The 26,672-nt window shown below is 63.6% G+C and carries 26 protein-coding genes and 3 tRNA genes; 18 read left to right on the top strand and 11 right to left on the bottom strand.

Annotated elements, in window-relative coordinates; translation table 11 throughout:
- Positions 1 to 3 precede the first annotated feature (3 nt).
- From AC8GDA_RS06050 to AC8GDA_RS06005, 10 genes are all read left to right on the top strand, one after another.
- Positions 4 to 1,098, top strand: coding sequence for a microcin C ABC transporter permease YejB (locus tag AC8GDA_RS06050; RefSeq protein WP_506557208.1), 1,095 nt, complete (start codon positions 4 to 6; stop codon positions 1,096 to 1,098).
- Positions 1,095 to 2,117, top strand: coding sequence for an ABC transporter permease (locus AC8GDA_RS06045; protein WP_506555636.1), 1,023 nt, complete (start codon positions 1,095 to 1,097; stop codon positions 2,115 to 2,117). The genes AC8GDA_RS06050 and AC8GDA_RS06045 overlap by 4 nt, the downstream gene beginning before the upstream one ends.
- A complete protein-coding gene (locus AC8GDA_RS06040) occupies positions 2,092 to 3,795 on the top strand; it encodes an ABC transporter ATP-binding protein (RefSeq protein ID WP_506555635.1) in 1,704 nt (567 codons plus the stop codon). The genes AC8GDA_RS06045 and AC8GDA_RS06040 overlap by 26 nt, the downstream gene beginning before the upstream one ends.
- Positions 3,776 to 4,546: an efflux RND transporter periplasmic adaptor subunit gene (locus AC8GDA_RS06035; protein WP_506555634.1), complete on the top strand. Its 771-nt coding sequence runs from the start codon at positions 3,776 to 3,778 to the stop codon at positions 4,544 to 4,546. Before AC8GDA_RS06040 ends, AC8GDA_RS06035 begins: the two co-directional genes overlap by 20 nt.
- Positions 4,543 to 7,653 carry an efflux RND transporter permease subunit gene (locus tag AC8GDA_RS06030; RefSeq protein WP_506555633.1) on the top strand — a complete coding sequence of 1,037 codons (3,111 nt, stop codon included), beginning with the start codon at positions 4,543 to 4,545 and terminating at the stop codon, positions 7,651 to 7,653. Before AC8GDA_RS06035 ends, AC8GDA_RS06030 begins: the two co-directional genes overlap by 4 nt.
- A 139-nt stretch (positions 7,654 to 7,792) precedes the next feature.
- Entirely contained in the window at positions 7,793 to 8,965 is a 1,173-nt protein-coding gene (locus tag AC8GDA_RS06025) for a TRAP transporter substrate-binding protein (RefSeq protein WP_506555632.1), read from the top strand.
- A 77-nt stretch (positions 8,966 to 9,042) separates the two neighbouring features.
- On the top strand, positions 9,043 to 9,618 hold the full coding sequence (locus tag AC8GDA_RS06020) for a TRAP transporter small permease subunit (protein WP_506555631.1): 576 nt from the start codon (positions 9,043 to 9,045) through the stop codon (positions 9,616 to 9,618).
- Positions 9,615 to 11,024 carry a TRAP transporter large permease gene (locus tag AC8GDA_RS06015; RefSeq protein WP_506555630.1) on the top strand — a complete coding sequence of 470 codons (1,410 nt, stop codon included), beginning with the start codon at positions 9,615 to 9,617 and terminating at the stop codon, positions 11,022 to 11,024. Before AC8GDA_RS06020 ends, AC8GDA_RS06015 begins: the two co-directional genes overlap by 4 nt.
- Positions 11,024 to 12,379, top strand: coding sequence for an amidase (locus AC8GDA_RS06010; protein ID WP_506555629.1), 1,356 nt, complete (start codon positions 11,024 to 11,026; stop codon positions 12,377 to 12,379). The genes AC8GDA_RS06015 and AC8GDA_RS06010 overlap by 1 nt, the downstream gene beginning before the upstream one ends.
- Positions 12,376 to 12,537 carry a hypothetical protein gene (locus tag AC8GDA_RS06005; protein ID WP_506555628.1) on the top strand — a complete coding sequence of 54 codons (162 nt, stop codon included), beginning with the start codon at positions 12,376 to 12,378 and terminating at the stop codon, positions 12,535 to 12,537. Before AC8GDA_RS06010 ends, AC8GDA_RS06005 begins: the two co-directional genes overlap by 4 nt.
- 62 nt (positions 12,538 to 12,599) lie before the next feature.
- Here the strand turns inward: AC8GDA_RS06005 and AC8GDA_RS06000 are convergent, their stop codons facing one another.
- Complete coding sequence (locus AC8GDA_RS06000) at positions 12,600 to 13,109, bottom strand: hypothetical protein (RefSeq protein WP_506555627.1); 510 nt, start codon at positions 13,107 to 13,109, stop codon at positions 12,600 to 12,602.
- Positions 13,110 to 13,182: 73 nt separating this feature from the next.
- Between AC8GDA_RS06000 and AC8GDA_RS05995 the strand changes: the two genes are divergently transcribed.
- Positions 13,183 to 13,578: a surface-adhesin E family protein gene (locus AC8GDA_RS05995; RefSeq protein ID WP_506555626.1), complete on the top strand. Its 396-nt coding sequence runs from the start codon at positions 13,183 to 13,185 to the stop codon at positions 13,576 to 13,578.
- 40 nt (positions 13,579 to 13,618) lie between these two features.
- Here AC8GDA_RS05995 and AC8GDA_RS05990 read toward each other — a convergent pair whose 3' ends face one another.
- From AC8GDA_RS05990 to AC8GDA_RS05975, 4 genes are all read right to left on the bottom strand, one after another.
- The gene (locus tag AC8GDA_RS05990; protein ID WP_506555625.1) at positions 13,619 to 13,993 is read right to left on the bottom strand and encodes a bactofilin family protein; all 375 of its coding nucleotides are present in this window, start codon (positions 13,991 to 13,993) and stop codon (positions 13,619 to 13,621) included.
- Between the two features lie 100 nt (positions 13,994 to 14,093).
- Positions 14,094 to 15,356 carry a lipopolysaccharide kinase InaA family protein gene (locus AC8GDA_RS05985; protein ID WP_506555624.1) on the bottom strand — a complete coding sequence of 421 codons (1,263 nt, stop codon included), beginning with the start codon at positions 15,354 to 15,356 and terminating at the stop codon, positions 14,094 to 14,096.
- A complete protein-coding gene (locus AC8GDA_RS05980; protein WP_506555623.1) occupies positions 15,353 to 16,009 on the bottom strand; it encodes a hypothetical protein in 657 nt (218 codons plus the stop codon). The genes AC8GDA_RS05985 and AC8GDA_RS05980 overlap by 4 nt, the downstream gene beginning before the upstream one ends.
- Positions 16,010 to 16,052: 43 nt before the next feature.
- On the bottom strand, positions 16,053 to 17,099 hold the full coding sequence (locus AC8GDA_RS05975; RefSeq protein WP_506555622.1) for a hypothetical protein: 1,047 nt from the start codon (positions 17,097 to 17,099) through the stop codon (positions 16,053 to 16,055).
- A 17-nt stretch (positions 17,100 to 17,116) separates the two neighbouring features.
- Between AC8GDA_RS05975 and AC8GDA_RS05970 the strand changes: the two genes are divergently transcribed.
- From AC8GDA_RS05970 to AC8GDA_RS05960, 3 genes are read left to right on the top strand one after another with little or no spacing between them, the layout of a single operon-like run.
- On the top strand, positions 17,117 to 19,015 hold the full coding sequence (locus tag AC8GDA_RS05970) for an FtsW/RodA/SpoVE family cell cycle protein (protein WP_506555621.1): 1,899 nt from the start codon (positions 17,117 to 17,119) through the stop codon (positions 19,013 to 19,015).
- A complete protein-coding gene (locus AC8GDA_RS05965; RefSeq protein WP_506555620.1) occupies positions 19,012 to 20,964 on the top strand; it encodes a hypothetical protein in 1,953 nt (650 codons plus the stop codon). Before AC8GDA_RS05970 ends, AC8GDA_RS05965 begins: the two co-directional genes overlap by 4 nt.
- A 2-nt stretch (positions 20,965 to 20,966) precedes the next feature.
- Positions 20,967 to 21,248, top strand: a complete 282-nt coding sequence (locus AC8GDA_RS05960) for a hypothetical protein (protein ID WP_506555619.1) — start codon at positions 20,967 to 20,969, stop codon at positions 21,246 to 21,248.
- On the opposite strand, the gene AC8GDA_RS05955 is transcribed toward AC8GDA_RS05960, so the two are convergent.
- The 5 genes from AC8GDA_RS05955 to AC8GDA_RS05935 are packed head-to-tail and all read right to left on the bottom strand — an operon-like array spanning position 21,245 to position 24,896.
- Positions 21,245 to 21,628, bottom strand: coding sequence for a hypothetical protein (locus AC8GDA_RS05955; protein WP_506555618.1), 384 nt, complete (start codon positions 21,626 to 21,628; stop codon positions 21,245 to 21,247). The genes AC8GDA_RS05960 and AC8GDA_RS05955 overlap by 4 nt on opposite strands.
- A gap of 35 nt (positions 21,629 to 21,663) precedes the next feature.
- A complete protein-coding gene (locus AC8GDA_RS05950) occupies positions 21,664 to 21,933 on the bottom strand; it encodes a hypothetical protein (RefSeq protein WP_506555617.1) in 270 nt (89 codons plus the stop codon).
- Between the two features lie 32 nt (positions 21,934 to 21,965).
- On the bottom strand, positions 21,966 to 23,390 hold the full coding sequence (locus AC8GDA_RS05945; RefSeq protein WP_506555616.1) for a sensor histidine kinase: 1,425 nt from the start codon (positions 23,388 to 23,390) through the stop codon (positions 21,966 to 21,968).
- Positions 23,391 to 24,020, bottom strand: a complete 630-nt coding sequence (locus tag AC8GDA_RS05940) for a response regulator transcription factor (protein ID WP_506555615.1) — start codon at positions 24,018 to 24,020, stop codon at positions 23,391 to 23,393. It lies immediately after the preceding gene.
- An 18-nt stretch (positions 24,021 to 24,038) separates the two neighbouring features.
- A complete protein-coding gene (locus tag AC8GDA_RS05935; protein WP_506555614.1) occupies positions 24,039 to 24,896 on the bottom strand; it encodes an aldo/keto reductase in 858 nt (285 codons plus the stop codon).
- Positions 24,897 to 24,938: 42 nt separating this feature from the next.
- Here AC8GDA_RS05935 and AC8GDA_RS05930 point away from each other — a divergent pair, with 42 nt between their 5' ends.
- The 4 genes from AC8GDA_RS05930 to AC8GDA_RS05915 all read left to right on the top strand — a co-directional run bounded on the left by AC8GDA_RS05930 (position 24,939) and on the right by AC8GDA_RS05915 (position 26,124).
- Positions 24,939 to 25,358 carry a VOC family protein gene (locus AC8GDA_RS05930; protein ID WP_506555613.1) on the top strand — a complete coding sequence of 140 codons (420 nt, stop codon included), beginning with the start codon at positions 24,939 to 24,941 and terminating at the stop codon, positions 25,356 to 25,358.
- 7 nt (positions 25,359 to 25,365) lie between these two features.
- Positions 25,366 to 25,938 carry a CDP-diacylglycerol--glycerol-3-phosphate 3-phosphatidyltransferase gene (pgsA, locus tag AC8GDA_RS05925; RefSeq protein WP_506555612.1) on the top strand — a complete coding sequence of 191 codons (573 nt, stop codon included), beginning with the start codon at positions 25,366 to 25,368 and terminating at the stop codon, positions 25,936 to 25,938.
- A 24-nt stretch (positions 25,939 to 25,962) separates the two neighbouring features.
- A tRNA-Gly gene (locus AC8GDA_RS05920) sits at positions 25,963 to 26,038 on the top strand.
- A gap of 12 nt (positions 26,039 to 26,050) precedes the next feature.
- Positions 26,051 to 26,124, top strand: a tRNA-Cys gene (locus AC8GDA_RS05915).
- Between the two features lie 400 nt (positions 26,125 to 26,524).
- Here AC8GDA_RS05915 and AC8GDA_RS05910 read toward each other — a convergent pair.
- A tRNA-Ala gene (locus tag AC8GDA_RS05910) sits at positions 26,525 to 26,600 on the bottom strand.
- Positions 26,601 to 26,672: the final 72 nt, after the last annotated feature.

Raw genomic sequence — 26,672 nt, 5'->3', positions numbered from 1 at the left:
GCCCTGGCCCGGTATGTGGTCAAGCGGGTGCTCTTCATGGTGCCCACCCTGCTGGGCATTCTGCTGGTCACCTTCGCCCTCATTCAGTTTGTGCCAGGCGGCCCGGTCGAGCAGATGGTGCAGGCCCTCGAAGGGCAGCAGGCCGGCCATGGCGGTGCAGGCCCCTCGGTGCCGGGCATGACCGCCGGTGCCGACATGGGCCAGACCGCCGGGGGTGTCTACCGCGGGCGCACGGGCATCGACCCCAAGCAGCTCGCAGAGATCAAGGCCCTCTATGGCTTCGACAAGCCCGTGCATGAACGCTTCGTCGAGATGGTGGTGGGCTTCATGCAGTTCGACCTTGGCCGAAGCTTCTTCTACAACAAGACGGTCTGGGAGTTGATTGTTGAGAAGCTGCCGGTGTCCATCAGCCTGGGGCTCTGGGCCTTTCTCATCACCTATGCCGTCTCGTTGCCACTGGGCATTGCCAAGGCCGTGCGCCACGGCACCCCATTCGACCTCTACACGAGCCTGGTCATTCTCGTGGGCTACGCCATTCCCGGCTTTGTGCTCGGGGTGATCATGCTGGTCTTCTTCGGTGGGGGAAGTTTTCTGCAGCTCTTCCCCTTGCGAGGCCTCACCAGCGACGACTTCGCCGAGCTCAGCCTGATTGGCCAGGTCTTGGACTACCTCTGGCACCTGGTGCTGCCGCTCACCTGCCTGGTGCTCGGAAGCTTTGCCGTGGTGACGATGCTCACGAAGAACACCATGCTCGAGGAGATTCGGCGCCAATATGTGCTCACCGCCAGGGCCAAGGGCCTCTCGGAGGATGTCGTGCTCTGGCGCCATGTGCTGCGCAATGCGCTGATTCCCATTGTCACGGGCTTTCCGGCCGCCTTCGTGGGGGCCTTCTTCACGGGCTCCCTGCTCATCGAGACACTCTTCTCGCTCGATGGCCTGGGCCTGCTCTCGTATGAGGCGGTCATGAAGCGCGACTACCCCGTGGTCATGGGCACGCTCTTCTTCTTCTCGCTGCTGGGCCTGGTGGCCAAGCTCATCAATGACCTAATCTATGTCTGGGTCGATCCGCGGGTTCAGTTCGGGGCGACCAGCCGATGAACCACCAGTCGCCGACCGCCCGCGCCTGGGCCCGCTTTCGGGCCAACCGAAGGGGCATCTGGAGCCTTTGGATTTTCCTTGCGCTCTTTGGCCTGAGCCTCGTGGCCGAGCTCATCTCCAACGATCGTCCGCTGGCGGTCTCGTTCAACGGGCAGTTGCATTTCCCGATCTTGCAGGACATTCCCGAGACCACCTTCGGGGGCGACTTCACCACCAAGACCGATTACCTCGATCCCTTCATCCAGGCGAAGTTTGAGGAGCAGGGGAACTGGGCCTTGTATGCGCTCAATCGGTATCAGCACCAGACACTCAATTACTTCTCCAACGCGCCCAACCCGGCGGCACCATCGGCAGACAATTGGCTGGGCACCGACGACCGCGGCCGCGATGTGCTGGCCCGGCTTATCTATGGCTTTCGGGTCTCGGTGCTCTTTGGCCTGGCCCTCACGGCCATTGGAGTGCTGCTGGGCATTGTTTTTGGCGCCATCCAGGGCTACTTTGCCGGGCGAACGGACCTCTTCTTTCAACGGTTCATCGAGGTCTGGGGCTCCGTGCCCGAGCTCTATTTGTTGATCATTCTGGCCTCGATGTTTGAGCCTGGCCTCCTGGTCTTGCTGGTGATTCTGTCGGTCTTTGGATGGATGGGCCTATCGGACTACGTGCGGGCGGAGTTCCTTCGCAACCGAAGCCTCGATTACGTCACGGCGGCACGGGCCATGGGCCTGTCGCACTTTCGAATCATCACGCGACACCTGCTGCCCAACAGCCTCACGCCCGTCATTGCATTCCTGCCGTTTCGCATGTCGGCCTCCATCCTTGCCCTCACGAGCCTTGATTTCTTGGGCCTGGGCGTGCCGGCCTCCACCCCGAGCCTGGGCGAGCTGCTGGCCCAAGGCAAGGACAACCTCGATGCCTGGTGGATCACGGTCTCGACCTTCGGGGTGCTCGTGGGCCTGCTGTTGCTCCTGATCTTCATTGGCGAGGCGCTCCGCGATGCCCTCGACACACGCCGTGGCTGAAGCCGTCCACGCCAACGCCGCAGAGCTTCTGCTCGAGGTGCGGGGCCTCACGACCGCATTTCACTCGGCCGATGGCCAGCAGCGAGAGGCCGTCTCGGGCCTGGACATCCGCATCCACAAGGGTGAGCGGGTGGCCCTGGTGGGCGAGTCTGGCTCGGGCAAGACGGTCTCTGCGCTCAGCATCCTGGGCCTGCTGCCCGAGGCGCACTGTTCGGGAGAGGTGCTCTGGCGCGGGGAGTCCTTGCTCGACGCCTCCGAGACGCGGCGTCGGGCCCTGCGCGGCCGCGAGATCGCCATGGTGTTTCAAGAGCCCATGACTGCGCTCAACCCCCTGCTCACCATTGGCCGTCAGATTGGCGAGGTGCTGGAGTTGCACGAGGGCTTGTCCCGCCTGGAGGCCCACGAGCGGGCGGTCGGCCTGCTCGATCGTGTGGGCATCGATGACCCACAACGCCGCGCCGTGGCCTACCCGCATCAGCTCTCCGGTGGCCAGCGCCAGCGTGCACTGATTGCCATGGCCTTGGCCTGCCGGCCGGCCTTGCTCATTGCCGATGAGCCCACCACCGCGCTGGACATGACCCTGCGACAGCAGGTGCTGGATCTCTTGATCGCCCTACAAGAAGAGACGGGCATGGGCATCCTGCTCATCACCCACGACCTTCCGATGGTGCGGCGTTTTGCCCAGTCGGTCGGTGTCATGCAGTCGGGTCGGCTGGTGGAGTCGGGGTCGGTGGAGGCCGTCTTTAAGAAGCCACAGGCACCTTACACAAAGGCTCTGTTGGATGCCCAGCCCAAGAAGATGGTGGGTGCACCGGGGCCACGGCAGGTCATGCTCGAGGTGCGTCGCCTGTCGTGTCAGTTTGCCGTGGGCGGCAGTCTCTTGAAGACCCGGTTGCACTCGGCGGTGAACCGCGAGAGCTTCATCGCCACCCGTGGCGAAACCCTGGGCATTGTGGGCGAGTCGGGCTCGGGCAAGACCACGCTGGGGTTGTCTTTGTTGCGGCTTTCGGCCGCGAGGGTCTCGGGCGAGGTGCGTTTCGATGGCGTTGACCTGCTCGCCCTGTCGGGCGCCGAGATGCGCAGCCGCCGAGCGTCTCTACAGGCGGTATTCCAAGACCCCTACAGTGCACTCTCGCCGCGGCTGACCGTTGGGCAAATTCTGGAGGAAGGACTGCGGCTGCACCGCCCAGCCATGACCCCGCCCGAGCGGCTCGCGCGCTGTGAGGCCTGTCTCGAGGAGGTGGGCCTGCCCGCCGATGCCATTGGCCGGTATCCGCATGAGTTTTCTGGTGGCCAGCGTCAGCGCATTGCCATTGCCCGAGCCATCATCTTTGAGCCCGCCTTGCTGCTGCTCGACGAGCCCACCAGCGCGCTGGATCTTTCGGTTCAGCAGCAGATCCTCACGCTGCTTGTGCAGTTGCAACAAGCCAAGGGCTTAACCTATATATTCATTTCCCATGACCTCTCCGTTATTCGCGCGATTGCCCATCGCACGCTCGTCATGCGCCAGGGCAGCATTGTGGAATTTGGTGCCACCGATGATGTGCTCGGCCAGCCACGCAACCCCTATACCCAGCAGTTGCTCGATGCCGCCTTCCCTGAGGAGCGGCTCGACGGGATGGCCTCGCCGGCTGCTCCCTCTGCTGAGTTGTCTCGGGTTGCTCGCCTGCTCATCTGAGACACCGGCGCCGCCCCTGCCACCCTTGGTGGCCGTGGCCACGGCCACCACTGCAGGGGCATCGACGAACCTGCCAACCATCCCAGCCTCTGGTGAGGCCAAGTCGGAGCTCGCAGGCGAGGTGCTTGAAGTGCTCGTCAAGCCGGGTGAGCGGGTGCAGGCCGGCCAGGCTCTTGTTCGCGTAGACCCGACGGATGCCCGCCTCGCCGACTCCGCCGCGCGGGTGCAGATTGAAGCCGCCAAGGCACAACTGGCGGCAGCCGAGGCCGACTTCCGCCGTTACACCGAACTGCGTGATCAGTCCTTTATCTCCGCGGCCGAGTGGGATCGCCGCCGAGCGGCCCTGGCCCTGGTACGGGCCGATTTCGAGGCCACCCTCGATCGGCTTGGCCTCTACACCCTGCGAGCGTCACGCGCCGGAACGGTGAAGGCCGTGTCGGTGCGGCCAGGCCAGGCGGTGGCCGCCGGCCTCGTGATGCTCAAGATGCAAGTGGAAGGCTTCAGCCCCGAGCGCGCGGCTGGGGCGCCACAAGGCCTCATCCTGCCCACAGGTGCCGTGGTGGATGGCCGTTGGGTCTTTCGTGTGCGGGAGGCCGATGGCGGGTTTCGCGTGCAGCGCGTGGCGGTGGTGCTCGGCGATGCCGATGCCACCCAGGTGCTGGTGACACAAGGCCTCGTGGCCGGTGACCTCGTGGTGGCGGCGGGCGCTCAGCGCCTGGCCGATGGTGATGCGGTTCGGGTGAGGCGGTGATCAACCTGTCGGCCTGGGCCATTGCGCACCCCGCATTGGTCCGCTACCTGATGGTGGCCTTGCTGCTCTTGGGCGTGGGCAGTTATTTCAAGCTCGGCCAAGACGAAGACCCGCCCTTTCACTTTCGAGTGATGGTGGTGCAGGCCCAGTGGCCAGGTGCAACCGCACTCCAGATGGCCGACCAGGTGGCCGATCGCCTGGAGCGCATGATCCAGGACGTGCCCAACATCGACATGGTCACGAGCTTTTCCAAGCCCGGTGAGACCACGGTGATCGTGCAGGTGCGGGATGACTTCGATCCGGCCGAGGTGCCCGATCGTTTCTACCAGGTGCGCAAGAGGGTCACCGACCAGGCTGGCAGCCTGCCAACGGGGGTCAAGGGCCCCTTCTTCAACGACGACTTTGGCGACACCTTCGGGGTGATCTATGCCCTGCAGGCGCCTGGCTATGCATTGGCCGACCAGGCAGACCTCGCGCGCCAAGCACGGTCGACCCTCATGCGCGTGCCCGACGTGGGCAAGGTCGACATCTTTGGCCTGCAGGCGGAACGCGTCTTCATTGAACTGAGCCGCGCAGCCCTCACGCGCCATGGGCTCACGGCCACGTCTGTGGCCCAGCAGGTGGGCGAGCAGAACGCGGTGGTCTCGGCCGGTGAACTCGAGGCCGGCCGCTGGCAGATTCCCCTAGAAGTGCAGGCCCAGTTCGCCTCGCTTGAGGACATCCGCAACATGCCCATCCGCGCGGGTGGGCTGCTCCTCAAGCTGGGTGATGTGGCGCAGGTGCAGCGTGGCCCGCAAGACCCGGCCGGTCCTGGGCTGCGGGTCAATGGGGTGCCTGCCATTGGCCTGGGCGTTTCGATGCAAAAGGGCGGCGACATCGTGGCCCTGGGTCGGTCATTGGCCGGCGCGGTGGCTGCGATTCAAGCCGACCTGCCCGTGGGTGTGAACCTCGTACAGATTCAAGACCAGCCCACGGTGGTGCAGGAGTCGGTGCAGGAATTTCTCATCGTGCTGGGTGAGGCCATTGCCATTGTGCTGGCCGTGAGCCTACTGGCCTTGGGGCTTCACCGTCGGCCACTGCGGGTGGACCCTCGGCCCGGGCTGATTGTGGCCATCAGCATTCCGCTCGTCTTGGCCGTGACCTTCCTCATCATGCACCTCTGGGGGGTTGGCCTGCACAAGATCTCCCTGGGCTCGCTGATCATCGCCTTGGGCCTCTTGGTCGATGACGCGATCATTGTGGTGGAGATGATGGTGCGCAAGCTCGAGGAGGGCGCCGATCGTCTTCAGGCGGCCACGGCCGCCTTCGAACTCACGGCCATGCCCATGCTCACGGGCACCCTCATCACGGCCATTGGCTTTCTGCCCATTGGCATTGCCAAGTCGGTGGTGGGTGAGTACACCTTTGCCATTTTCGCCGTCACTGCTGCTGCGCTCATGGTCTCTTGGCTGGTCTCGGTCTTTTTTGTGCCGGCCCTGGGCTACTGGCTGCTGCGGTCGCCGACAGGCATCGCGCATTCACCCGCAATGGCTGCGGCCAGGCAGGCGGCGGGTCAGGGCGGGCACCAAGACACTGCCTTTGCGCAGCGTTTTCGTGCGTTGGTCTCGCGCTGTGTGAGCCGACCGCTCACCACCTTGGCGCTCACGGTGATCGTCTTCATCCTGGGCCTGGTGGGCATGGGCCAGGTGGAGCAGCAGTTTTTCCCGGACTCATCTCGGCCCGAGATTCTCGTGGATGTCACCCTTGCAGAGGGCAGCAGCCGTCGGGCCACCGACCAGGTCGTGGAAGCCCTGGAGGCCGCAGTGCTGGAAACCCCTGGGGTGGGCACCGTGGCGAGCTGGGTGGGCGCCGGTGCGCCTAGATTCTTTCTGCCACTGGACATCATCTTTCCAGACCCCAATGTGGCACAGCTCGTGATCCAGCCAGCCAAAGGAGCCGACCGCGAGACCATTCTGGCGGCCCTCCAGGCTCGACTGCCCGACATCGCACCCGAGGCAAGGCTTCGGATCAAGCGCCTGCCCAACGGACCACCGGTGCCGTATCCCGTGGCCTTTCGCCTGGTGGCCGATCGCCCGGAGGCCGCATTGGCGGCGGCCGAGCAGGTGCAGGCCCAGATGCGGTCCCATCCAGACCTGCGCATTGTTCATCTGAATTGGCAGGGCCAACGGCCGGTGGCACAGGTGCAGGTGGACCTCGCCCGGGCGCGTGAGCTCGGCGTGCCGCCGGCCGTCATTGCAAGAACCCTGGAGGCCCGATTTGCCGGGGTGACGGTTGGCGAATTCCGAGAGAACGACAAGCGCATCCCCTTGTTGCTGCGGCTACCGCAGTCAGAGCGCGGTGAGGGCCTTGCCGGTCTGCGGGGCCTGTTGCTGCCAGCCCTCTCGGGCGAGCAGGTGCCGCTCGACAAGGTGGCCCGCGTGGAGATGGTCTGGGAGCCCGGCCTGGTCTGGCGTCGGGATCGTGAGTACGCCGTCACGGTGCAGGCGGCCATTGGCAGCGACCGTCAGGCTGCAACCGTCAGCGCAGAACTGCTGGCCCAACTACAGCCTCTGGTCCGTGCGCTACCCGCGGGAACCCGTCTTCAAGTGGGCGGGGAGGTGGAGGAGAGCAGCAAAGGGCAGTCCTCTATTTTTGCCGGCATGCCCATCATGTTCTTCCTCACGTTCACGCTGCTGGTGGTGCAGTTGAAAAGCACACCCAAGAGCATCATGGTGCTGGCCACGGCGCCCTTGGGTGTGGCCGGTGTGGCGGGTGCTCTGCTGCTGCTCGACCGTCCCTTTGGATTCGTGGCCATGCTCGGCGTGATCGCCCTCATGGGCATGATCATGCGCAACGCGGTCATTCTGATCGACCAGATCGACAAAGAGCGGGCCAAAGGCCTTGGCCTGCAGGATGCCATTGTCGAGGCCACCATGGGCCGCTTTCGCCCCATTGTGCTCACCGCGGCCGCAGCCATTCTGGCCATGATTCCCCTCCAGGGCTCGGTCTTTTGGGGCCCCATGGCGGTGGCCATCATGGGCGGGCTCATTGTGGCCACAGCCCTCACGCTGCTGTCCCTCCCGGCCCTGGTGGCGCTGGTCGGCCGATGGGGCCGGGCGCTGGATTAAAAGTTGTTGGGCTGCGTCGCTCGGGTAAACACTAGGGTCCGGGTCACCGCCCTCTCGCGGGGATTTGGGTACACTTCCGGTTGTCCATGGCAGTCGGCTGTCGATTGGTTGGACCTTTCGAATTTTCCAAGGAGATGACATGAAGCATTCCCAGACCGAAGTGGCCGAAGTGCAAGCCACTGCCGAACAGGCTCAAGTCGGCCGTCGTAAGTTTTTTGGCAAGGCTGCAACGGCTGCTGTGGCAGCCCCCGTGGTTGCTGGCTTCCCCTCCATCGCTGTGGCCCAGGCGCCCATCGTCCTGAAGATGCAGGGCTCTTGGGGTGCCAACGAGATCTTCTCGGAAATGGCCCAGCAGTACGTCGCCCGCGTCAATGAGATGGCCGGCGGCCGCCTCAAAGTGGAGTACCTGCCTGCAGGTGCCGTGGTCAAGCCCTTTGAAATCATCGACGCCGTCAGCAAAGGCGTGCTCGATGGTGGCCACCACGTGTCCGGCTACTGGTACGGCAAGAACAAGAGCGCCTCGCTCTTCGGCACTGGCCCCGTGAGCGGCGCCACACCCGAGATCGGCCTGTCCTGGATTCACGCCGGCGGCGGCCAGGAGCTCTGGAACAAGCTCACTGCGAAGATGGGCCTCAATGTCGTGGGCTTCTTCTCCTTCCCCATGCCTTCACAGCCCCTGGGCTGGTTTAAGAAAACACCTCCGAAGAAGGCGGCAGACCTCAAGGGCTTCAAGTACCGCACCATCGGCCTGGCGGCCGACATGCTCCAGGAAATGGGCATGGCCGTGGCCCAGCTGCCCGGCGGCGAGATCGTTCCTGCCATGCAGCGCGGCGTGATCGATGCCTTTGAGTTCAACAACCCCACCGCCGACATGCGCTTCGGTGCACAAGACGTGGCCAAGTACTATTCCATGGGTTCGTTCCACCAGGCTCAAGAGTTCTTCGAGATCATCTGGAACAAGACCAAGTACGACGCCCTGCCGGCAGACCTGAAGGCCATCCTGAAATACGCAGCTGAAGCAGCCTCCACGGCCTCCACGGCTCTGGCCCATGCCAACTACTCCAAAGACCTGCAAGAGCTGATCGTCAAGCACAAGGTCCAGGTGTCGCGCACCACGCAAGACATCTACAAGGGCCAGTTGGCTGCATGGGACAAGGTCACGCCCAAGCTCGAGAAAGAAGTCGACATGTTCAAAGAGATCAACGACTCCTTCAAGGCCTGGTCCAAGCGCGTGGGCTTCTACCACTTCACCAATGAGGCAGACTATCGCCTCGCCTTCGAGCACGTGCAGAAGACAAAGCTGCCGCGCTAAGTTTGGTTCATGTTTGAATAAGGGCTGTCGGGTCTCCCGGCAGCCCTTATTTTTGAGCTCTAAGAGGATTGCCTGCAATGGAAACCTGGATTCGCAGAATCGACACCTTCAGCAAGTCTGTGGGCCATGCCTTCGCGTGGTGCGTACTGGTTCTCACCGCGAGCACCTGCTACGAAGTCTTCATGCGCTATGTGCTCAATGCCCCAACAGCCTGGGCCTTCGACATGAGCTACATGATGTACGGCGCGCTCTTTATGATGTCTGGCGCCTATGCCATGTCCAGGAACTCCCATGTGCGTGGCGACTTCATCTACCGAAAGTGGGCGCCCCGCACCCAGGCCAAGGTCGACCTCACCCTCTACTTCATCTTCTTTTTTCCCGCGGTGTTCGCCATGGTGTTTACCGGGGCCCAGTATTCCTTCCAGTCGGCCAGCATCCTCGAGAGCAGCGTGAACAGCCCCGCCGGTGTTCCGGTCTGGCCGCTGAAACTTGTGATCTTTGTCACTGGTCTCACGCTTCTCATTGCCGGAATTGCAGAGGTCATGCGCTGTCTCATCTGCATTCGAACGGGGGCTTGGCTCTCACGCAGCGGCGATGTCGAAGAACTCGAAGATGTCCTGATCAAACAACATGCTGAGAAAGCCCCATCATGAGTGATCCAGTGGTGGCCCTGCTGATGCTGGGCCTGTTTATTTGCGTGATCTTTCTGGGTTTTCCAATTGCCTTCACGCTCATGGCGATGGGCATTGGCTTTGGCTACTACGCCTACTTCCTGGCCGATCAGGCCTTCTGGGACAACCGCATCTTCTACCTCTTCACGCAGAACACCTTCAGCGTGATGAACAATGATGTGCTCATCTCCATCCCGCTCTTCTTGTTCATGGGCTATATCATTGAGCGGGCCAACATTCTTGATCGACTCTTTCATTCCTTGCAGGTGGGCCTTCGCTTCCTGCCGGGATCCATGGCGGTGGCCGCCTTGGTCACCTGCGCCTTGTTCGCCACGGCCACAGGTATTGTGGGGGCGGTCGTCACCCTCATGGGCCTCATTGCGCTTCCCGCCATGCTCAAGGCGGGGTACGACGAGAAACTCTCGAGCGGTGTCATCACGGCCGGCGGCACGCTCGGCATTCTCATCCCGCCTTCCATCCTGCTCATCGTCTATGCGGCCACGGCCAGTGTGTCGGTGGTCAAGCTCTATGCGGCAGCCCTCATCCCTGGCTTCGTGCTTGCGGGGCTTTACGTGGTCTACGTCATTGTTCGGGCCACGATCAACCCATCGCTCTGCCCGAAGATCAAGGACGGTGCCGAATATGGTGTTTGGAAGAGCCTGGTGCTCGTGTTCCAGGCCTTCGTGCCACTGGCCGCGCTTATCTTGGCCGTGCTAGGTTCCATTCTGTTTGGCCTGGCCACCCCCAGCGAGGCAGCCGCCATGGGCGCACTGGGGGGCATCATCCTCGCGGTGATCTACCGCGCCTTCACCTGGGATCGCCTTCGAGAGGCCGTTTACCTCACCGCGCGCACCTCGGCCATGGTCTGCTTCTTGTTTGTGGGTGCGGCCACGTTCTCGTCGGTCTTCTCGTACCTGGGTGGCGAGCACATTGTGAAAGATGCGCTGCTCGCGCTCGATCTCACGCCAGTGCAGTTCCTGCTGCTCGCCCAACTCATCATCTTCATTCTGGGCTGGCCGCTTGAGTGGAGCGAGATCATCATCATCTTTGTTCCCATCTTCTTGCCATTGCTGCCGCTCTACGATGTAGACCCGATTCTCTTTGGCATCCTCATTGCCATTAACCTGCAGACCTCCTTCCTCACGCCGCCCATGGCGATGTCCGCCTATTACCTCAAGGGGGTGGCGCCAAAGAGCTTGCAGCTGGTCACCATCTTCAAGGGCTGCATGCCGTTCGTGGGCATGGTCATTCTCACGCTGGCGCTCACCTACATTTACCCGAGCATGGTCACCTATCTGCCCGACCAGTTCTTCAATCAAGCCACCGAGATTAAGTACGATCCGACCGATGAATCCGTGGTCGACCCCAACATCTTCAAAACGATGTAATGGCCGAGGCTGTCCAGCGCCCCATCCATGAGCTCACGGCCCACGAAGCCCGTGAGTTGTTGGTGGCTGGGCAGGCTGATGTCGCTGGCCTCATGAAGCAAGTGTCTGCCTTTGTGGCGGCCGCCGATGAGAAGGTGAAGGCCTTTGCCCACCTCGACGACCGCGTGGTGGATCTCCAAGCAGAATACCTTCAGAAGGCTCGAACCTCAGGTGAGTTGCCGGGCCCGTTGTTTGGTGTGCCCATTGGCATCAAGGACATCATCGACACCCAAGACTTTCCCACTGAATACGGCAGCGCCATTCACAAGGGCCGGTATTCCGTGGGCGATGCCACCGTGGTGCAACGCCTTCGCGCGGCCGGCGCCGTGATCTTTGGCAAGACCGTCACCACCGAGTTCGCCACCTTCGTGCCGGGCTCCACGCGCAATCCGCACAACTTAGAGCACACGCCGGGGGGGTCCTCCAGTGGCTCGGCGGCCGCAGTGGCCGCCGGCATGGTGCCCGTGGCCATCGGCAGCCAGACCAATGGCTCTGTGATTCGCCCAGCCTCTTATTGCGGTGTCTATGGCTTCAAGCCCTCCATGGGCCTGATCCCCCGCACTGGCGTGCTGGAGCAGTCCCCGTCGCTCGATCAGGTTGGTGTTTTTGCTCGCAACATCGACGACATCGCGCTGGTGACGCAGGTTCTGGTGGGCGACGACGGCCACGACACCGCCACCCGCGCGCAGGCCCCCATGCGTCTCTTGGATGTGGCCACGGCCGAGCCACCGCTGCCGCCGAAGTTCTGTTTTGTTAAGACACCCTGGTGGGGCCAGGTCGACCCCGAGGCCCAAGAGGCCTATGAGGCGCTGGTGGCCCACTTAGAAGGCTGCGTGGAGATGTCTGGCGTGCCAGAGGTGGTCTCGCAGGCGGTTGCATGGCACAAGCAGGTCAACGAGGTGGAACTCGCCTTCTGCCTGCAAAAGGAATGGCAGAATCATCGCGATCAGCTCAGCCCGGCGCTGCAGGCACGGGTGGCCGAGGGCATGCAGGTGCCAGTCATGGATTACCTCCTCGCCAAAGACCGCATGTCCCACGTGATGTCGGCCTTCGATGCGTACTTCGATGAATACGATGGCATCCTGTGCCCGTCGGCCCTGGGCACGGCACCCGCGGGTTTGGCCGCCACCGGCGACCCCATCATGTCCACGGTCTGGAGCTTTGCGGGGCTGCCAACACTCAACCTGCCGCTCATGAACCTCTCGAACGAGCTTCCGTTGGGCGTGCAGCTCGTGGGTCGGCACAAGAACGACGCCCGGCTGCTTCGGTCCGCCCGTTGGCTGGTCAGTGAATTTCTACGGAGAAACGAGTCATGAAACGTTTTGAGAACATCACCGGGCTGATTGGCCTTGTTCTGTTGGCCGCCTTCCTCACGCCTTACATCCTGAAGCTGCCGCAACTCGACATCACGATCATTCTGCTGTTCGGGCTGGCCTTGGCGGTCTACGACTTCTTCACCTCCAAAGACAACTGACGCGGTGTCTGCCGCAGCAGGCCTCCTAGGCGGCCTGCTGCTCGGTGCTTTGTGCGGCCTGGTCACTCCTTCTTGGGGGCGGGCGGTGGCGGGGAGGTGAACAGGTTGTTGACCACCCCGGCATCCTCGCGGGCCAGTTCCTCCACCTTTGAATCGATCACGCCGGCCAGCTTGGCCGAGTCTGCGCTGCCCATCCATTGGTTTCGGTTGTTCCGAATCAGAATCCAGCGGTCCAGGCTGCACTTGGGCCCCTCCTGGGCCAGCCACTCGAGCGCCTTGGCATTGCGCTCGCCCTCGGGTGCGTCCGTCACGGCGGCCCGAAAGCCACTGACCGCGCAGTTGGTGGGCGGGGGCGGTGGAGCCTCCTCCTGCCCGGGCAGTTGTGCACGGCCGGGTGCTGGCCAGGCGAGCAGGGTCAGGGCCACCAGCGTCACGGGGGCCAGCACGGTCGTCGCGGTCGCCGCGACTGCCGCAGCCGTCAAGGACCGGCCTGGGGGGCACTGCTGCTTGGGCACGACCGCGGGGGGTAAAGTCACCACAGTGTCGCCCGATTCCATTCCTATGCGTGTCATCTCTGTCGCCCTCACTCGTTCCCGCCCCTGGGCATCTGCTGCAGGCCGCCTTTGGTGGTCATTTCCTGCTTTCTTGCACTCATCATTCGCTTTTGTCTGCTTTCTGCTGGCTTCGTCTTTTTTTGCTGCGCCCCGTGCGCAGGCCAACTATTTGGTAGTGGCCTCTGGATTTAATCGGGTGGAGTACGTGGAACTTGATACGGCCCGCCGAACCCAGGTGGGCTACCTGATTGTTGTGGTGGAGGATTACTTTCATGCCGACCTCTTTGGCCATCTTTCTCGCCTCCGGCTTCAGGAGATCGACTGCCAGAAGGCCAGGATGCGGGTGCGCCTGGAACGGCGCTACAGCGGGAAGCGGGGAACGGGACGTCCCACGGCGGTGATTCGGCAGCCCGAAGCCGGCTGGACGCCGCTGGCCAGCAAGGGAGATCTCGGAAAGCTCCTGCGCAGCCAGTTCTGCACGGGCTAGCGGCGCGGTGGTGGTGCCACCCGCGCAGCCGAAGCCCAATTCAGCGCTTGCGGCCCTCGGCCTTGCAGGTGAGGGCGCCCAGAATGGACGCACCCTGGTGCAGTTCAATGGCGTCGTATTCCACGTCGCCCTCAATCACGCCACCGGTGCGCAGTTCCACCAGTTTGGCCCGCACGTTGCCATGCACCGTGCCGGAAATTTGAATGCTGTGGCAGCGGATGTCGCCCTGGATGTCGCCATCGCGGCCAATGACCAGCGTGACCTCGTTCTTCTCGCCGGGCGCCAAGAGGTTTCCGAGGAATTTGCCATCGATTCGGGCGTTGGCGCCAAGTTCGAGGTCGCCCTTGAAGCGCGTGGTGCCGTCGATGATGGTGGGGTAAGACTTGTTCGAGAAGTTGTCTTTTTGAGATGACATGACGGTCACGCTGGAAAATTAAATTGATCGGTCGGACGAGTATTCCCCGAGTTTAGAATCGGAGCAAGCACTCTCGTCTTGAGCCCCATAAAACCGTCTTTCACTGCATGGGTGATCGCCAACGCATGACAATGCCCACCACCCCCAGGCTGCCAGGCAGCAGGGTGAGGCCCGCCCACAGGGGGCCCACCTGCGGCCAGAGGTCGCGGGCGAGCATGAACTGAAGGGCCGCGAGCACCAGCATGCAGACGCGCTGCAGGTTGAGCCCGCCCGTCTGGGCCAGACTGGCCAGCAGCAGCATGAGCACGGGAATGGTGGCCAGGGCACTGTAGAAGGCCATGTCACCAAGCCTGGCCGCCTGGCTGGTGTAGACCTGGTCGGTGATGATGAAACCCGCAACCGGCAGGGCGGCCAGCAGGGCGCGCGCCTGCCAGGAAAAGCCATCGGGCTCGGCGGAAGGGGGCCATGCTCCGGCCGTCGGCTCGACCGCGGGGGCCGCTGCTGGTCGACCCGCATCACTCATCGGCCCCGAGGTGGATGCTCGGGATGCAGCCGAGGCATCGGCTGAGCCACGTTCCGCCGTGCCCTGGCCGCCCGTGTGCACGGCCGTGGGCATCGGGGTGGCATCCTGGGTGCCGAGTGCTCGGATGGCCGCGGCAATCTGCTTTTGTGCCTCGGCCTGGGTCTGGCAGGCGCGCAGCACCTGGGCCCATGGGGCCAGTCGGCTGCGGTGGGCAGAGGTGAGGGTGGCCCCCACCTCGTCGAGCAGGCCAGCCAGCCCATAGGCGAGCAGCGCATGCTGGTGGTTCAGGCTGTTGGCCGCGATGCTGCCGGGCCAGTGGCCTGCGTATCGATCCCATGGAATGTCGAAGTGGTCCACGAAGTTCTCGGGCACGGGCAGGCCCACGGCCTCAAAGAAGGCCCGCCAGTCGGCCTCGATGGCGCGTGCGAGCTCGGGGTGGTGAATGCTGGGGTTCACGCGCAGCCACAGCGGCTTTTGCAGTGGAAAGCGCGCGCACAGGGCAGCCGAGAAATCAATCACCTGGGCTTGGCGGCTGCTTGGCGATTCGAGGAGCACATTGCGGGCAGCCACATCCAGGTGAAAAACCCCAAGCCGGGCCACACGGTCAAAGGCGGCCAGGGCAGGTGCAAGCATCTGCACCACTTCATCGTCCGGCCGCTCATGCACCCACTCGGCCAGGCTCTGGCCGCGATGCTCCATCTCAATGGTCAGGGCCCGGTGGTCGGTGGCGAGCACCTTCGGCACGGGCGCGCCGCGCTGGGCGAGGTCGTTGAGCAGCGAGAGCTCGCGCGAGAGGTTGTGGTCGTCCTCAAACCGCTTGGTGAAGGCATCGAGCTTCATGGCTGTTGCACCCAGGCCATGAGCACCGAGACATCGTCGTGGCTGCCCCTGGACATCGCCAGCGCGGCCAAGGTCTCGGCGCAGAACTGCAGGTCGTGGTCGCTGGGTGTCTGTGAGCCAATGGGCAGCAAGACATCGCGAAGGTCGGCCGTGGACAAATACGCACCAGCCCCATCGCTCATCAGGAAGGCCGCCCAGCAAGTCACCTCGGCACTGGTCTGTCGCTCGCAGCAGTGGGGGCTGATGGGCACATTGGCTCCGATGAGCTGGGTGGGGTGACCCTCGTCATCCACATGCCGAGCCAATTGATGCTCGGAGGCCCACTGTCCTTGGCGATGAGCAAAGAGTTCGGCAAAGCTGTCGCCCACGCTGGTGATGCAAAGGCCTTGGTCGTCCGCCGCAAAGGCGAGCAGGGTGCAGCCCGATTCGGGCCACTGGGCATCGAATTCCTGGCTCATGGCATCGAGCAGTTGGCCCGACAGGGGTGTGCCCGCCCCGAGTGCCTCCAGCACCCGCTGGCTTGCCGCCTGGGCCACAGCGCCGCCGTGCGGGGTGCCATTGGCGCCATCGCAGAGCACGGCCAGTGGCAGGCTCGGGTGGCGAGTGGCCGCATCGAAGGCGAGCCGATCGGGCGCGCCCAGGTTGAGCGCCATGCCACATCGAAACATCAACGACGCCACCGGCAGTGCAATGGGTTCAAGGCTTGATGGCGCGGGGCCGTGGCGTGGCCTCGGTCACGCTCGTACCCTGGGCCCCGCGGCGGCGCATCTCCACGATTGGAAATTGCGCAGCCTGGGCCTTGTCGAAGGTCTGGGCGCGGTTCTCGCTGGTGGCCCCAAAGAGCAGTCGCATCTCGGCGTGCTTGGGCATGCTGTAGACCGTGGAGGGCCGCAACAGCTGCCCGCCCGCCGACAAGCACGACAAACTCGCCGCATCATGGATGAAGAAGTAGGTCTCATCGAGCACATTGAGCACCACCAGATGACGCCGCGAGACATACTGGCCGTGCAAGGTGACGAAGGAGAGGCCACCGAGCTCGGCCTCGCTCGGGCTCTCTCGGCCGATCAGGAATGGTGTGGTCACCTCGAGCATGCGCTCGCCCTGGGCATCCCAGATGCGCAGCAGAAGGCTGTTGTCGGCGCCCGCTGTGGGGCTGGCTGAGCTGCTGCCGCTTGAACTGCCAAACACACTGCTGACTGCTGCCGCTGCGGCCGCAGCCGCGCCCGATGGTGCACTCTGGGCCACCGGCCCGCGCAGGCTCACCTGCACCTGAAAGTTCAGCCGTCGGCCTCGCAGGGAGACCTGATAGCGCTCATCCTGGCTGGGCTGCTCCAGGCTCTGGCTCAAGAACTGAACGGTGGGCTGGAAGTCTTGGGAGACCACGACCACCGAGCCGCGTGTAGACCGGTACTGGGTCTCCATGAGCGAGCGAAAAAAGCGCAGCTTGAAGCCGGGATCAATCTCTTCATGTACTTGTAGAAAGCTCTCGAAGTTTTCCGAGGCGTCCTTGTCCAGGGGAATGACCACGAGAGAGTCGATCACGAATTGGCTCTTGGCCAGAATGCTCTGAAGGTATTTCTTCTCGCGCTGTTCGAGCTCGGCCAGCACCGTCTGTGAGATGAGCCCCTTGAGTTCCAGGCCAATGGCCTCCGCCCAGTGGGTGGCCTGTTCCATGTCTTTGGGCGGCCCGCCCTCGGGCGAACGGGTGCTGTTGCGGAAGTGCGCAAGAAGGTCGGAGAGCATTCTGGCAATCTATACGAATGTCTGACTTAAGGAAACCAAGCCGCGGGCTGGCGGGACTTCTTGCTGCCGCGCTGCTCGGGGGGTTTCTGTGGTCGATGCTCACGCTGGGCCTGCCAACCGATCGCGTGCCGCGAGAGGCCCTCTGGCTCGCCTCTCGGGCCGCTGCCGTGAACCTCGATCTGCGTGGGCCGGCATCGACCGATGGCGAGGTTGTCTCATCCGCAGCATCCTTGTGTGAGGGTTACCTGGGTGTGCCCATTGCGCAGGCCGACTGCGGCATGGGCAGGCTGCTCGCGACCAATGCCAACGCAAAAACGAACCCAGAGGCCTTGAAGGCTGGGCTGCAGAGGGCCCAACGTGGGCTCGTGCGCTACGAGGCGCTGCGCGCAGCCGTGCTGCAGGTGTCCTCGGGCCATCTCTTGTCGCACTGGATGGTGGGCCTCGTCGATCAGCGCATCGAGCGCATTCGGGTTCGAACCCAGGAGGCGAACCCTGGCTACATCGACCTCTTTCATGCCCTGCTGTTGGCCGAGGGCATTCGTTACAACAGCCTCTCCGGTGAGTTTTCTTCAGTGCGATGGGATTTGGCTCGCGTGATCGATGAGCCGGATCGGCTCGCTGCGCAGGCCAGTCGGCTCACAATGGCCATCAGCCTCATGCCCGGTGTGCTGGCGCTCTTGGGAGGCCTTGCAGGCTGGCTCGTCTGGCGGCGCCTGGGCTGGCCCGCATTTGCCGCGACCACAGGCCTGCTTTCGGTGGTGGCCCTGGGCCTGCTGGTCATGGCCGATGCAGGCCTGCGGTTTGGCGAAGGGGCCTTGGGTTTTGCCCTGAACCCGTTCACGTATGCCTTGCCACGCCAACTGATCGTGGTGGTCGGTGCCTTGGCCTGCTTCATGGCCTGCCTTCTTGCCGCACGGCCCATCTCGCAGGCCTTGGAGTGGCTCTCGAATCGACTGGGCCTGGCCGCGCTCCTGGGTGCGGCGATCGTGCCACTCTTTTATGCGGCCATCAGCCCGGCGGCGGGCTCTGAATCTCTGAAGATCTGGGTCTGCGGATTGGCGGGCCTGGTGGTGGTTCGTTATGCGCGGCAGGCCTACCTTGCGCGTGAGGTGCTCGAGGGCTTTATGAGCATGGGCGGGCTGGTGCGCGCCCTGTTTGGGGCTGCTGCATCTCCCTGCGCAGCCCGCGACATTCATCGCCACTTTCTTCGCGCCTTCGGTGGCGTGTTTCTGTTGGCCCTGTTGGTGGTGGGTGCAGCCGCGGTGGCCTTCAAGGATTTTGGTGGCGCGTTGATCAGTGCTGCGGTCTTCCTGGCGCTCATCTTCATCATTTTTGGCTGGCGCTTCCTGGCGCTGGCCATGGGCCTGGGGGTGGTCTTGTCGGCCGCGGCCATGCTCACCGAACGTGTCATGGGCCGACTGCTCCTCATGCTCGAGCCCATGCAGGCTGCGGTGAGTGATTTCGCGCGTCTCATCAAGTTCGCCGAAGGTGGCCAGCCCAGTGGTTACGGCCTGGGTCAGATTCAGTGGTGCAGCCACGAGGGGGCCTGCCTGCCGCTGCAGTCGCTGAGCGATTACCTGCCCACCATCCTGTTGGGGCTCTTTGGAGACCGGACCGCCCTGCTCTTGCTGGCCCTGGTGCTCATCGTCTATGGCCTGCTGCTGGTGGTGGCCGTGCGCGGGCTGGCCATGGGCCTGCACCAGAGCCGAGCCCTCTATGCCATTGGATTTTTCTTGCTCATGGCGTCCGCCATTCAGACGGTGGTCACCGGCCTGGGCAACCTTCGCCTCATTCCGCTCACTGGCCTTGGGCTGCCCCTCATGAGCCTCGGTCTCTCATCGTTCCTGTCGGCGGCCATTGGATTTGGCCTGCTGGCCGGGGCCAGCGCGCAGTCTTCGAAGGAGCGCCGGCCATGAGTTTTTCTCGGCAACTGCTGCGCGGCCTGGTGGGCCTCATTGCCTTTTTCTCGCTGCTGCTGCTCCTGGCCGTGGGCCTTCAGCAGGAACGCCTGGAGAGCCGTGCCTACGAGGGCGACGACCGTTTTGTGCCCGCTGCCCAAGTGAACCGGCTGGTGGCCTTGAGCCAAGAGCTTGCGGCGCAAGCCCCCGCCGATGCCGCGACGCTCGCGGCAGCCCAGGCTGCACTTGTGGCTGCTTGTGAGGCCAGGCCCCTGGCGGTGGTGCTGGGGCGGCTTCAGAGCGCGGCGGGTGCGACTGCGGGTGTTGTGACGGATCGCACTGCCGGTGCCGCGGCGAGGCCGGTGGACTGGTCCACACGCGTGGCCCTGGCCTGGCAGGCCCATGCGCAGTCGCACGCGAAGGCCTTGTTCTCGCACTGGCGAACGGTGTCGTGTGGTCCGTTCTTGCGAGACCTGGCCCTCGTGGCGCAAAACCCGGCATGGCTCACGCCCCGGGCCGATGAACCACAGCGCGCAATCGTGGCCCAGTCGCTGGCCGAGCGGGTCTCCTGGACCTCGCTGCCGCCCTGTCTCTTCGGCCAGGACACGAGTGGCCAGCAGGTTCTGCTCTCGGGCCCACGGGCCCGGTGTGGCCTCGCAGCCCCGGCTGCATCGCCGCCGCGCCTGAGCCGAGACTTGGCCGCTTGGATGGCGCCTCGGGCCATGGTGACCGATGCCGTCGATGGGCAGTCTGCATCGCCGCGCCAACTTCGCATCAGCCTCTCGGGCCCACTGCAGCAGCAGCTCGAAGCCTTCATGCCGCAGGCAGCCCGGGGCATGAAGGGCCTCTCGATGGTGGTCATCGACCCGGCCACCATGGGCATTCTGGCCATGGGCTGTGAGGGAGCCGCCTGTGACCAGCGCGGCATCGAAGGCTCCAAGCCCTTGGCGGCCGCCCTGGTCGAAGCGCCACCGGCATCCGTGGCCAAACTCTTCTTTAGCCTTGCATTTGCCGAGTCGGTCTCCTCGCGCGACCTGCAGTTGCAGATCAAGACCTCGGGTCAGCTCGACGATGAGGTCGAAAAGCGCAACGAGTGGTGGGAGCGCGCAGCCATTTGCAACTTGGGCGCGACACCGCGTGTGCCGGTGCCCTGTGCCATGCCCATGCGGGTGTCGGCGCTGGTGGCCCAGGTGGGCTGGTCGGGGGAGCGGGCCAACCTGAGCGGGGCTCGCCTTCCCGTGCCAGGCCAGTTCGGGCGCATGCCCATTGGGGCAGGCGAGGGTGCAGACATGCGCGAGCCCGTGGTGCTCTTCGATTGGCGCAGCTACGAGGATGTTCGCGCAGGCCGGGCCCGCGCGCCGCGCGACCGTGCTGCGGAGCAGGCCTACCTGCGCACGTCCAGCCTGGTGCAGTCGGTGCTTGGTGCGGGCGATGCCCGGGCCACGGCCGTGGGCGTGGCCAGCCTGGCAGCACAGATTTCGAATGCCGCTCGGGGGCGGGCCTCTGCGCCCGTCTGGCTCCTACAAGACGATGCCGTTCGGCCGCTTGCGCGCCCGGGCCTTCAGAATCGTCGTGCCGCGGAGGTGGTGCAGGCGGGCATGGCCAAGGTGATGATGCCTGCAGAGCCCGGCTGGAGGGGCAGTGGCACGGCACACCCCGCGGTGGAGGCGGCCTTCGGGCGGCCGTGCAAGGAGGGCTGCCCGCTGCGTGGCAAGACGGGCACGGTGGGCCGCGCAGACGTGGGCTTTGCTGGCACCACCGTGTTTGCAGGCCTCGTGGATGTGCCACAACTGGCCACCTGGCTGGGCATGGAGCCGCCCGCGCACTGGAAGGGGCTGCCCAAGGAGCTGGCCTTGGGGGTCATTGCCTTCCCGCAGGGCGTTCCACCAGCGGGCTCGGGGCACGCCGCAAGTCGCCAGGCGATGGCCTGGCTGGCGGCGCTCTCGCGCAAGCAGGAGGGGCTCTGAACATGGCGGAATGGGATTGGTCGGTGCGCTACGACGAGCGGGACGACCCACGGGCCCAACTGCTGGCCTTTGCCTTGAAGCTCTCGAGCCGCGGCCTGTCCCAGGGCCATCTGGCGCTGGAGATTCCGAGGGCGGTCTTTGAGGCGGTGCCGGCCGAGGCCTTTCGGGCGGTGTTCTCGGATGTCTTGCTCGATGCCGCCCCAGACCTCGAGGCACGCCTTCAGACGCAGGTTGTGGCGGGCGCCACCTTTCGAGCCCGGCTCACCCCTCAGGAGCCGGCTTAACGGCCTTGATTGCGGTCTGGAGCGGTGCCGCCCGGCGCTGGCGCAAGCGGGCTGGACTGACGCAGCTTTGCGGTGCTGAGGGTTTCTTGGTCGGGCCGTGGCGCCTGTGGCGAGGCCTGAACCGCATTGCTGTTCGTGCCTGCGGCTTCCTGCGAGGGCTGCTTGGTCGCTTGTGGCGCTGGTGCTGGTGTGGCTGCCGATGGGGGCGGCTCCGTGGGGGCTGCGCTGGGCACGGGCTGAATGGTCACTGGCTGCATTGGTGTGGCCGGCTGCCTGGACGCCGGTGACGAGAGCCGCTGCGAAATTTGGTCGCAGCCAGACAGCGCTAAAAACGCGCCTGTCCATGAGAGCACCCGAAGGGTGCTTCGCAGAACGTCCATCTCCGAAGTTTACGTGAGGGGTGTGAGAGCGCCGGTCAGCGCTTTGATGGTGGCGTGTGACGAAGAAAGTGGGGCACGAAAATGGGGCCGCCCAATTCCTGTGTGAGCCAGGCGTCGTAGGCCTTGGCCTCTGCCGAGAACTGCTGGAACGAGCCCTCGCCCTTGAGGGCATCGGCCTCAATCTTCTCAAGCTTGCTCACCGACCAGTTCAAAGCCAATGCAGCTTTTTGGGCGGGAATGTTGGCGCTGCGGCGCCGCTCTGCACATTTTCGGAGTAGATTCATGGCCTCGAGCTCGAGTGACATCGGTGGAGGCTAAGGCCAGAACATTGCAATGACTACGGCCTTTGGTGCACCTTCGGGAAAACCATGACAAACCGCGTGCCCGGGGCATGGCTGGTGTCCAGAGAAATGCTGGCCTCATGGCTGAGCAGAATGGTCTTGGCCAGCCACAGGCCCACGCCACCCTCCCGGGGCTTGGCCGATGAGAACAGGTCAAAGAGTTTGTCCTGCAGCTCGGGCGGCACACCGGGACCGTTGTCGGTCACGCAGACTTCCACCGTGCTGCCTTTCTGGGTCACCGATATGGCGATCTGGGCGGGCTTTTGCTTGGACTCGGTGACGATGGCCTCTGCGGAATTGACCATGAGGTTAAGAAAGACCTGCACCAGTTGGTCGGCGTTGGCCATGACCAGCAGGTCCTGCTCTGGAGCAGAGACATCAATCGAGATGGGGCGCTGTTGTGCCACCGGGCTTCGCTGCAGCAATGCAACGGCCTCATGCACCGCAGCCTGAATGGGCACCTCATCACGAGCACTCTGCTGATTGGCGAGCAGGACGCGAAGGTTGGTCACCAACGCGGCGGCGCGTCGGGTGTCGGCCATGAGGTCACGCAGCACCTCGTCACGATGGTCCCGACTCCCCGCTGAGGCCATTTGCTGTTGTAGGTGCGACACGTTGAGCGCGATGGCCGTAAGCGGCTGGTTGAGTTCGTGGGAGATCGCCGACCCAAAGGCCTCGATGGACACCCCTGGTGTCTGCAGCGCGTAACGGGAGGCTGCGCCCCGGCTTTCCACCAAGGCTCCTTTGGCCTGGGTGCGATCGCGGTCGATGTCTTCGAGGATGAGTCGATGAAAGGCGATGTTCGAGAGCAGCGCAAAGCTTATGAGCAGCAGGGCCGAGACGTTATGCAAAGGCGCTGCGGCAAAGACATGGGCGTCTTCCTGCAGAACATGCATGCTCACGAACCTCAGGCTATAGCCAATGAGTAGGATGAGGATGGCCAGCTGGAGCAGCCTGAGGCCTTCACTTGGCTGCTGCTGCTCCAGGCGACTGGTTCGTTGAAGGAACCAGATCAGCAAGACCATGTGCGAAAGAACCACCGCCGTCATTCGCCAGAGGTCTGGCCAGGGCACTGCCATGGCCCAGGTGAACACGGCCATGTAGCCGACAAACCAGAGTGCGAAGGGCTGAAGATTCTCGCGCGTGAGGCCGAAGGACCCTGGCGCCTCCAGGATGCGAAGGGTGTGGATTCGCATAAACATGCCCAGGAGCATGAGCACATGGGCCAGATGAAAACTGATGAGATCAGGCGCAGCGCCTCTGAGCATCACGAAGCCGAAGCCAAGGCCGCCTATGAGATTGGCCAAGACCCAGCAGGTGATCTGATGGTTGCGCAAGCCCCGCGTGGTGAGGAGGATTCCAATCGGGGCCAGCATAAGCACCAATGCCGTGAGGGCATAGGTGGTGCGAACGTCGATCATCTAGGCCCCCGGGCCGTTGGGCGAGGAGAAATACTTCTTCAAGAGCTGCCCCTGGTTGCGCACGCCGAGCTTGGACATGATGTTTCCCCGGTGCATCTTCACGGTTCGCAAACCAATGCCCAGGCGGTCGCCGATCTCCGCATTGCGAAGGCCCTCGCCCACGAGCAGCATGACCTCGCGCTCGCGCTGGGTGAGGCTGTCCATCCAAGGGGGCTGGCCCGCGGGGGCAGCTGAATTCACCCGGCCAGACCGAGGCCGACACCTCGCGCGCTCGATGGCTTCCAGAAGGCCGAACTGCTCGAATGGCTTGAGGAGAAAGTCGGCGGCCCCGTCCTTGAAGGCGGTCACGGCCTCGCTGATCTGTGCATTCCCAGAGAGAAACACCACGGGCGGGCAGTCGGATCGGGTGCGCAGGGCCTGCCAGAGTTGCAGGCCCGAGTCGCCAGGCAGTCGAACATCAAATAGGAGGAGGTCTACGTGGGCCAAACTCGCGCTGCTGGCCCGATTGCGCAGGGCCTCGGCAGAATCGAAATCCTCAACCTCGCAGCCGGCGTCGTGGAGGATGCGCAAAAGGGCCTTTCGCACGCTCGCATCGTCATCGAGCAGCCACACCACGGTTGAGTCTTGCATGCGCGCCAATATAGAAGACTAGAGCACGGCCAGCGGCATCTTTTTCACCGGGGCAGGGAAAAGGGCATCTAGTGCGGCCAAGGGCTCATGCGGGAGGGGTGGCGACTGCGTGGTCGCCTGCCAGTTTTTTTCGACATGTTCAGGCCGGCTCGACTTCGGGATGGGCAGCACGCCAGGCCGAAGGGAGATCCATCGCATGGCCAAGGTGGCGGCTGTCATCGCGTGGTCGGCTGCGAGGCGCTGCAGGCCTGAATGCTGAAGCAATCCACCACTGCCCAGCGGTGAGTAGGCCATCAGGGGCTGGCCAGCCTCGACCATGGCGGGCAGCAGGTCGAACTCCACGCCCCGAGCACCCAGGGCGTAATAGACCTGGTTGGTGGCGCAGGCCCCGGCCACGCCGAGCGCTTCTTCCGCCTGGGCCCAGCGTTGCCAGCCGGCCAGATCGAAGTTGCTGATGCCCCAACGACGAATCAGGCCCCGTTCGGCCAGATCGATCATGCCCGCGAGGGTCTCCTCCAGCGGGAATCGGCCCGGCCAGTGCAGCAGGAAGACATCCAAATAATCGCAACCCATGCGTGCAATTGAGGCCTCGCCGGCTCGAACAGTGCCCGTCCGGCTGGCATTGGAGGGCAAGACCTTGCTCACGATGGTGAGGGAGTCTCGCGCAACCGCCGGCCGTCCCTCTAGTGCTGCAGCAATCACCCGCTCGGCACCGCCTTCGGCGTACATCTCGGCGGTGTCGATGAGACGAATGCCCAGGTCGAGCCCGGTCTGGATCGCCGCGATCTCAGCGTCTCGGGTGAGGGGCGACTCGCCCATGTTCCACGTGCCAAGGCCCATTCGGTGGCTGATCAAGGGGTTTGCATGTGAGGTCATTGGGGGTCTCCTGGGCACAGCCTTCACGGTATAGTTTCGGCCATGAAATACCTTCACACCATGGTGCGTGTCACCGATCTTCAAGCCTCCATCGATTTTTACACCAAGGCGCTTGGCTTGGAATTGCTGAGAACCCGCGAGTCCGAACAGGGCCGCTTCACGCTGGCCTACCTGGCCGCTCCGGGCGATGCCGATGCCCAACTGGAGCTCACTTACAACTGGGATCCAGAGGTCTACAGCGGTGGCCGAAATTTTGGGCACGTGGCCTATGGGGTCGAGAACATTTACGAGACCTGTGAGCGGCTCATGCAGTCCGGTGTGGTGATCAACCGGCCGCCGCGTGATGGCTACATGGCCTTTGTGCGCTCACCCGATCAAATCTCCATCGAACTCCTGCAGCGGGGCGCGCCGCTGCCGCCAGCCGAGCCCTGGGCTTCCATGCCCAACGTGGGCAGCTGGTAGGAGCCGCTTGAACTTCCAGCTCCCCAACCTGCTCACCTGGGCCAGGGTGCTGGCCATCCCCATTTTCATGGGGGTCTTCTACTTGCCCTTGGGGCTGACGGACCACGAGCGAAACGCCCTGGCCACGCTCATTTTTGTGCTCGCGGCCATCACGGATTGGGTCGATGGCTGGCTGGCTCGGCGATGGAACCAGACCACTGCCTTTGGCGCCTTTCTAGACCCGGTGGCAGACAAGCTCATGGTCTGCGCGGCCTTGGTGGTGCTCATGGATTCCCAGCGGGTCGGCCCGGTGGTCGGCCTCATCATCATTGGGCGGGAGATCACCATTTCGGCCTTGCGCGAATGGATGGCGGAGATTGGCGCGCGCCGCAGCGTGGCCGTGAACTGGCTGGGCAAGGCCAAGACCGTGGCCCAGATGGTGTCCATTCCATTTTTGCTCTACCAGGCCCCCGCTCTGGGTGGCCTCATCGACACCGCAGCCCTGGGCCAATGGCTCATTCTCATTGCCGCCTGGCTCACCTTTTTCTCGATGGTCTACTACCTGATGCAGGCCTGGCCCGAGTTGCGAGACCGCTCTTAAACGACTAATATTGAGGGCTTCGTTGCGGGAGTAGCTCAGTTGGTAGAGCGCAACCTTGCCAAGGTTGAGGTCGCGAGTTCGAGACTCGTCTCCCGCTCCAACCCCTCTTGCGGGCGGGATGGCAGAGTGGTTATGCAGCGGCCTGCAAAGCCGTGTACCTCGGTTCGATTCCGGGTCCCGCCTCCAGCACCAAGTAACAAAAATCAAACGGCCAGAGTAGACGAACACAAGACCCCATCAGAAATCGACTGGGGCTGTGGATAGGGAGGGGGCATGGAGACGCTTTTGGTTGGTCTGGTTTGGGGTCTTGCACTTGCGTCTTTGTAATCATCTAAATTAATTGCAAGTCCTAAGGAGACAATGATGCGAGTCCTTCATGCTTTTTTTGCTGTTCTTTTATCTCTGACAGTGCTCACTGGATGTGGCGAGAAAGATGAGGAGAAGGCGGCACAGAACAGACCTGCAATTCCCGGGTACTGAATGGCATGCTGACTCGCCCTTCTTTTTGGGAGGGCTCAGCCCGAACTCACACATCATTGCTACGTCGACATGGTCGACTCCGTCTTTGCGCAAATCAATGACTTGGTGGTGGAGACGAGGAGGATCGAACTCCCGACCTTCGCATTGCGAACGCGACGCTCTCCCAGCTGAGCTACGTCCCCACATGGCTCTAATTCTAATAAGATTTGGTCGTTCCGCCGGATTGGCGGCCGACCATTTCTCCTCATAGGTGA

The sequence above is a fragment of the Hahnella aquatica (SeqCode) genome (assembly GCF_965194505.1).
Lineage (GTDB): Bacteria > Pseudomonadota > Gammaproteobacteria > Burkholderiales > Burkholderiaceae_A > Hahnella > Hahnella aquatica.
The sequence above is the reverse complement of the archived record's forward strand: the minus strand, read 5'-3'. Positions and strand labels throughout refer to the sequence as shown.